This window comes from Ramlibacter sp., from assembly GCF_035706265.1.
Lineage (GTDB): Bacteria > Pseudomonadota > Gammaproteobacteria > Burkholderiales > Burkholderiaceae_C > Ramlibacter.
Map to the genome: position 1 here is coordinate 1 of NZ_DASSVG010000105.1, position 4,935 is coordinate 4,935.

General features: G+C 68.9%; 7 protein-coding genes. All 7 read right to left on the bottom strand.

Going from position 1 to position 4,935, the window contains the following annotated elements; all coding sequences use genetic code 11:
• Window positions 1-216: electron transfer flavoprotein subunit beta/FixA family protein (locus VFM98_RS04055; RefSeq protein ID WP_414708977.1), on the bottom strand; the 216-nt coding region annotated here is incomplete at its 3' end.
• Between the two features lie 48 nt (window positions 217-264).
• Window positions 265-1,242 carry a tripartite tricarboxylate transporter substrate binding protein gene (locus tag VFM98_RS04060; RefSeq protein WP_325108620.1) on the bottom strand — a complete coding sequence of 326 codons (978 nt, stop codon included), beginning with the start codon at window positions 1,240-1,242 and terminating at the stop codon, window positions 265-267.
• A gap of 8 nt (window positions 1,243-1,250) precedes the next feature.
• Complete coding sequence (locus tag VFM98_RS04065; protein WP_325108621.1) at window positions 1,251-2,435, bottom strand: acetyl-CoA C-acyltransferase; 1,185 nt, start codon at window positions 2,433-2,435, stop codon at window positions 1,251-1,253.
• A gap of 13 nt (window positions 2,436-2,448) precedes the next feature.
• Window positions 2,449-2,832: a Zn-ribbon domain-containing OB-fold protein gene (locus VFM98_RS04070; protein WP_325108622.1), complete on the bottom strand. Its 384-nt coding sequence runs from the start codon at window positions 2,830-2,832 to the stop codon at window positions 2,449-2,451.
• A gap of 7 nt (window positions 2,833-2,839) precedes the next feature.
• Window positions 2,840-3,970: a thiolase family protein gene (locus tag VFM98_RS04075; RefSeq protein ID WP_325108623.1), complete on the bottom strand. Its 1,131-nt coding sequence runs from the start codon at window positions 3,968-3,970 to the stop codon at window positions 2,840-2,842.
• Window position 3,971: 1 nt separating this feature from the next.
• Window positions 3,972-4,748, bottom strand: a complete 777-nt coding sequence (locus VFM98_RS04080) for an enoyl-CoA hydratase/isomerase family protein (RefSeq protein ID WP_325108624.1) — start codon at window positions 4,746-4,748, stop codon at window positions 3,972-3,974.
• A gap of 16 nt (window positions 4,749-4,764) precedes the next feature.
• Window positions 4,765-4,926 carry an acyl-CoA dehydrogenase family protein gene (locus VFM98_RS04085; RefSeq protein ID WP_325108625.1) on the bottom strand — a complete coding sequence of 54 codons (162 nt, stop codon included), beginning with the start codon at window positions 4,924-4,926 and terminating at the stop codon, window positions 4,765-4,767.
• Between the last annotated feature and the right edge of the window lie 9 nt (window positions 4,927-4,935).

The following is a 4,935-nucleotide window of genomic DNA, read 5'->3' on the forward strand; positions in this document are numbered from 1 at the left end:
CAGGGTCTCCTGGCACTGCTGCACGCCGCAGGACACCGCGATCACCTCGGTGGCGACGCCCTTCTCCTTCAGCCGCACCGCCTCTTCCACGGCGATCTCGTCGAAGGGGTTCATGCTCATCTTCACGTTGGCGATGTCCACTCCGCTGCCGTCCGACTTGACTCGGACTTTGACGTTGTAGTCCACCACCCGCTTGACCGGGACCAGAATCTTCATGCTTTCCTCACAATCACGACTTCAGTTCGATCACACTACGCGGCGCATTCACTTCGCGCGCCTGGCTTCCTCGGCGATCTCGGCTTCGTACAGCTTGAACACGCGGGCGACGTCGCGCCGGTAGTCCTCCGTGCTGCCGATGTAGTCTTCCAGGTGCAGCCGCTGCCGCGCGGCCTTCATCGCATCCGACTGCACGACCTTGCGGACCGCGCGTGCGAGCTGCGCCTTGATCTTCTCGGGCGTGTCGGCGCGCACGGCCAGCCCGTAGTAGCTGTTGAAGACCATGTCGGTCATGCCCAGCTCGTGGAAGGTCCTGACGCCGGGGAAGAAGGAGTTGCGGCCCGGCGAGCCCGTGTAGGCCAGGATCCTGACCTTGGGATTTTCCTTCAGGGTCTGCGTCAGTCCGACCGTGGCAAAGTAGCCGTCGATCTCGCCTGCGAGCACCGCCTTCACACCCTCGACGCCCCCCTTGTACGGAATCATCCGGTGCTTGACGCCCAGGTGGGCGGCCATCCGGCGCGCCAGGATCGAATAGGAGCTCACGCCGATGCCCAGCGTGCCGACATCCAGTTCCCTCGACAGGCCCTTGAGGTCCTCCAGCTTGTTCCAGCCTTTGGCCGCCGGCACGATGAAGGCGTAGTTGGTCTGCGCGAGCGGCGAGATGATCTCGAAATCGGAAGGTTCGTAGGCCAGGTTGGGCGTGGCGAGCTTGGCGTTGTAGAGGCCGTCGGCCTGGAACAGCAGGGTGTTGCCGTCCGCCGGCAGGGTCTTCACCGCCAGGGCGCCGAGCGCCGTGCCGGCGCCCGGGCGGTTCTCCACGATGACCGTGGTTTTCATCTCCTTGCCCAGTTCCTCGGCGAAGGCGCGCGCCATGCCGTCGGTGGAGGCGCCGCCGGGCGGGAACGGCACGACGATGCGCATGGTCTTGCCGGGGTACGCATCCTGCGCCAGGGCGGCGGAGGCTGCCCAGGCCAACGCGACGCAAGCCAGGCCCATGAAGTGGCTGACGATTCGGGTGAAGTTCATGCGAGCGCTCAGAAGATTTCGAAGAGACCTGCGGCGCCCATGCCACCGGCGATGCACATGGTGACGACGGCGTACTTGACGCCGCGGCGCCGTCCCTCGAGCAGCACGTGGCCCGCCAGGCGGGCACCCGTCATGCCGAAGGGATGGCCGATCGCGATCGAACCCCCATTGACATTGAGTAGTTCGTCAGGAATGCCCAGCTTGTCACGGCAGTAGATCGCCTGCGATGCGAACGCCTCGTTCAGTTCCCACAGGCCGATGTCGGCCATGCGCAGGCCGTGGCGCGCGAGCAGCTTGGGCACCGCGAAGACGGGGCCGATGCCCATCTCGTCGGGCTCGCAGCCCGCGACCGCCAAGCCGCGGAACGCGCCCAGCGCCTGCAGGCCGGCGCGCTCGGCCGCCTTGCCTTCCATCATTACGCAAGCGGAGGCACCATCGGACAGCTGCGATGCATTTCCGGCCGTGATGAACTTGCCCGGCCCTTTCACCGGCTCCAGCCTGGCCAGTGCCTCGTAGGTGGTGCCCGGGCGGTTGCAGGTGTCCCGGTCGACGGTCACCTCGCGCTCGCTGACGGCGCCCGAGGCCTTGTCGGCCACTGCCATCGTGGTGGTCACCGGCACGATCTCGTCGCGATAGCGGCCCGCCTCCTGGGCCTCCTCGGTGCGACGCTGGCTCTGCGCGGAGAAGCGGTCCTGCGCCTCGCGGCTGATGCCGTAGCGTTGCGCCACGACGTCGGCCGTGTCGATCATCGCCATGTACAGCGCCGGCTTGTGCTCCACGATCCAGGGATCGGAGCCGCCTTCGGCGCCGGGCGCCGGGGCTTTCAGGCCCGAGATGCTTTCGACTCCGCCGGCCACGATGGCCGCATCGCCATCCATGACGATGCGGCCCGCGGCTTCCGCGATGGCCTGCAGCCCGGAGGCGCAGAAGCGGCTGACGGTGGTGCCGGCGACGGACAGAGGCAGCCCGGCACGGACCACGGTCTGGCGCCCGATGTTGCGGGCCATGCGGCCTTCGGGGTTGCCGCAGCCCATGACCAGGTCCTCGATCGAGCCCGGGTCGATGCGGGCGCGCTCCACGGCGGCGCGCACCGCGAAGGCGGCCAGGGTCGGGCCCGGCGTGATGTTGAATTCGCCGCGGTGCGCCTTGGTGAGGGGCGTGCGGGCGGTGGAGACAATGACGGCTTCGCGCATGGGCATCCCTGTTTCAGGCAAGGCGGAAGCGCGCCAGCGCGGCATCGCCTTCCCATTCGACTTTCAGTTCGACCGGGGCGTCGGCCACCAGGGCCTCGTTGCCGTCGACGATATTGGTCAGCAGGCGCGGCCCTTCGGCGAGCTGCACCAGGGCCACGTTGTAGGGCAGCCGACTTTCGAACGCCGGGTGGTAGGCCGTGTGGTAGACGACCCAGCTCACGAGCGTTCCCTTGCCGCTGGCGCGCTCCCAGCGTGGCTGCGGTTTCAGGCACGCGGGGCAGTGGTGGCGCGCCGGCAGCCAGGCGTGGCCGCAGTCGCAGCGCTGGATCACCAGATGGCCTTCGCGCAGCGCGTCCCAATAAGGGCGGCTCAGTTCGGTCGGTTCGGGCTTGGGCATCTCCATCTCAATTCCCCAGCAGGAGCGTGGCGTGCGTGTGCATGGTCCCGCCCTGGTTGCTCACCAGGCACAGCTTGGCGCCCGGCACTTGGAGGCGCGCCGTGCCGCGCATCTGGCGCACGCCTTCCATCACCAGCTGCAGGCCGGGCATGCCGGTCTCGGACAGCAGGCCGCCGCTGGTGTTGATCGGCAGCCGGCCACCGTGCTCGATCGCGCCGTCGCGCACGAAGGCGCCGGCCTCGCCCTTGCGGCAGAAACCGTAATCCTCCAGGGTCATGAGCACGGTGATGGTGAAGCAGTCGTAGATCTGCGCCACGTCCACGTCCTGCGGCCGGGCACCGGCCATCGTGAATGCCGTGTGGGCAGCGCGCGCGGCTTCGGTGGAAGTGAGCGTGGCGCGCTGCGGCAGCTCGAAGGAGGTCTGGCCCTGGCCGAACCCCAGCACCGGGACGGGCTGCGGCACCCCCAGCTCGCGCGCCTTCTTCGCGCTCATGACGACGAGGGCCGCGCCGCCGTCGGACACCAGTGCGCAATCGTCCTTGCGCAGGGGATCCACCACCCAGGGTGATGCGAGGTACTGCTCCAGGTCCAGCGGCTTGCGCAGCTGGGCGTGCGGGTTGGCGGCCCCGTGCTTGCGGCAGGCAATGGCGACCGCGGCGAAGTCCTCCGGCCGGGTGCCGAACTCGATGACGTGCCGCCGGTGGATCATGGCGTAACCGGCGGCGGTGGAGAACCAGCCGTAGGCGGCATCGTCGCCCCGCGGCCGGCCGAAATGGGCGCGATTTCCGGTCCGCGGGTTGTCGGCATAGCAGACCAGCGCAACCTCGCACTGCCCCGCCTCGACCGCCATGATCGCGAACGACAGCAGGGAGATGTTGGCGGCGCCGCCCTGATCCCAGGCACCGCCCATGCGCGGCGTGATGCCGAGGGCCTCGGCCACCTTCTGACCGTACATGAACTGGTGGGCCGAACTGGGCACCTTCACGAACACGGCGTCGACCGCCGACTTCTCGATCCCCGCATCCGCCAGCGCGAGGCGGCAGGCCTCGACGTTCATGGCGACGGTGTCCCAGCCGGGCAGCTTGCCGAAGGCGGTGTGGCCGATGCCGGCGATGACGTGACGTCCGCTCAGGCTCATCTCAGTTCCCGGTGAAGCGCGGCGGGCGCTTGTCGGCAAAGGCCTGGCGGCCTTCGGCGGCGTCTTCGGTGCCCTGCAAGGTCTTCTGCACGAACTGCTCGAAGCGCAAGCCGGCGGCCAGCCCCTCGTTCTGGCTGCGCAGCGCCAGCTCCTTGATCGCCTGCACCGCCAGCGGCGCATTGGCGGCGACGCGGCGGGCCAGTTCGAGCGCGGTCGCCATCACCTGGTCGGCCGGCACCACGCGGTTCACCAGACCCCAGCGGGCGGCCGTCTGGGCGTCGATGGAATCGCCGATCAGCAGCATCTCCATCGCGATCGCGTGCGGCAGCTGCGCCGGCAGGCGCTGGGTGCCGCCGTTGGCGGGGATGATGCCCCGCTTGACCTCGCTGAGTGCGAAGGTGGCGTGGTCCGCCGTCACGCGCAGGTCGGTCGCCAGCATCAGCGTCATGCCGCCGGCCAGGCAGTGGCCGTTGATCGCCGCGATCACCGGTTTCCAGATCTCCAGGCCGCGATTGAGCAGCATTCCCTTCTGGGTCTGCCACAGCTCGGACAGGGGCGCCTTGCGCCCGATCCAGGACTTCAGGTCGGCGCCCGCGCTGAACACCTTGTCGCCCGCGCCGGTGACGATCGCCACCCGGATCGCGTCGTCGTCGCGCACGCGCGTCCAGGCGTCCGACAGCGCTTGGTAGTGCTCGGCATCGAGCGCGTTGCGCTTCTCCGGCCGATTGATCGTGATGACGGCGATGCCGTCCTCCAGCAGCTCGAAATCGATGGCCATGTGCCCTCCCCCGCCCTCAGCGGCCGGTGCCCAGGAGGTTGCGCGCCAGCACCATGCGGTGCACTTCGGACGGGCCTTCGCCGATGCGCTTGATGCGCAGCTCGCGGTACCAGCGCTCCAGCGGCAGCTCCTGCGACACACCCAGGCCACCCAGGACCTGGATCGCGCGGTCCACCACGCGGCCCGC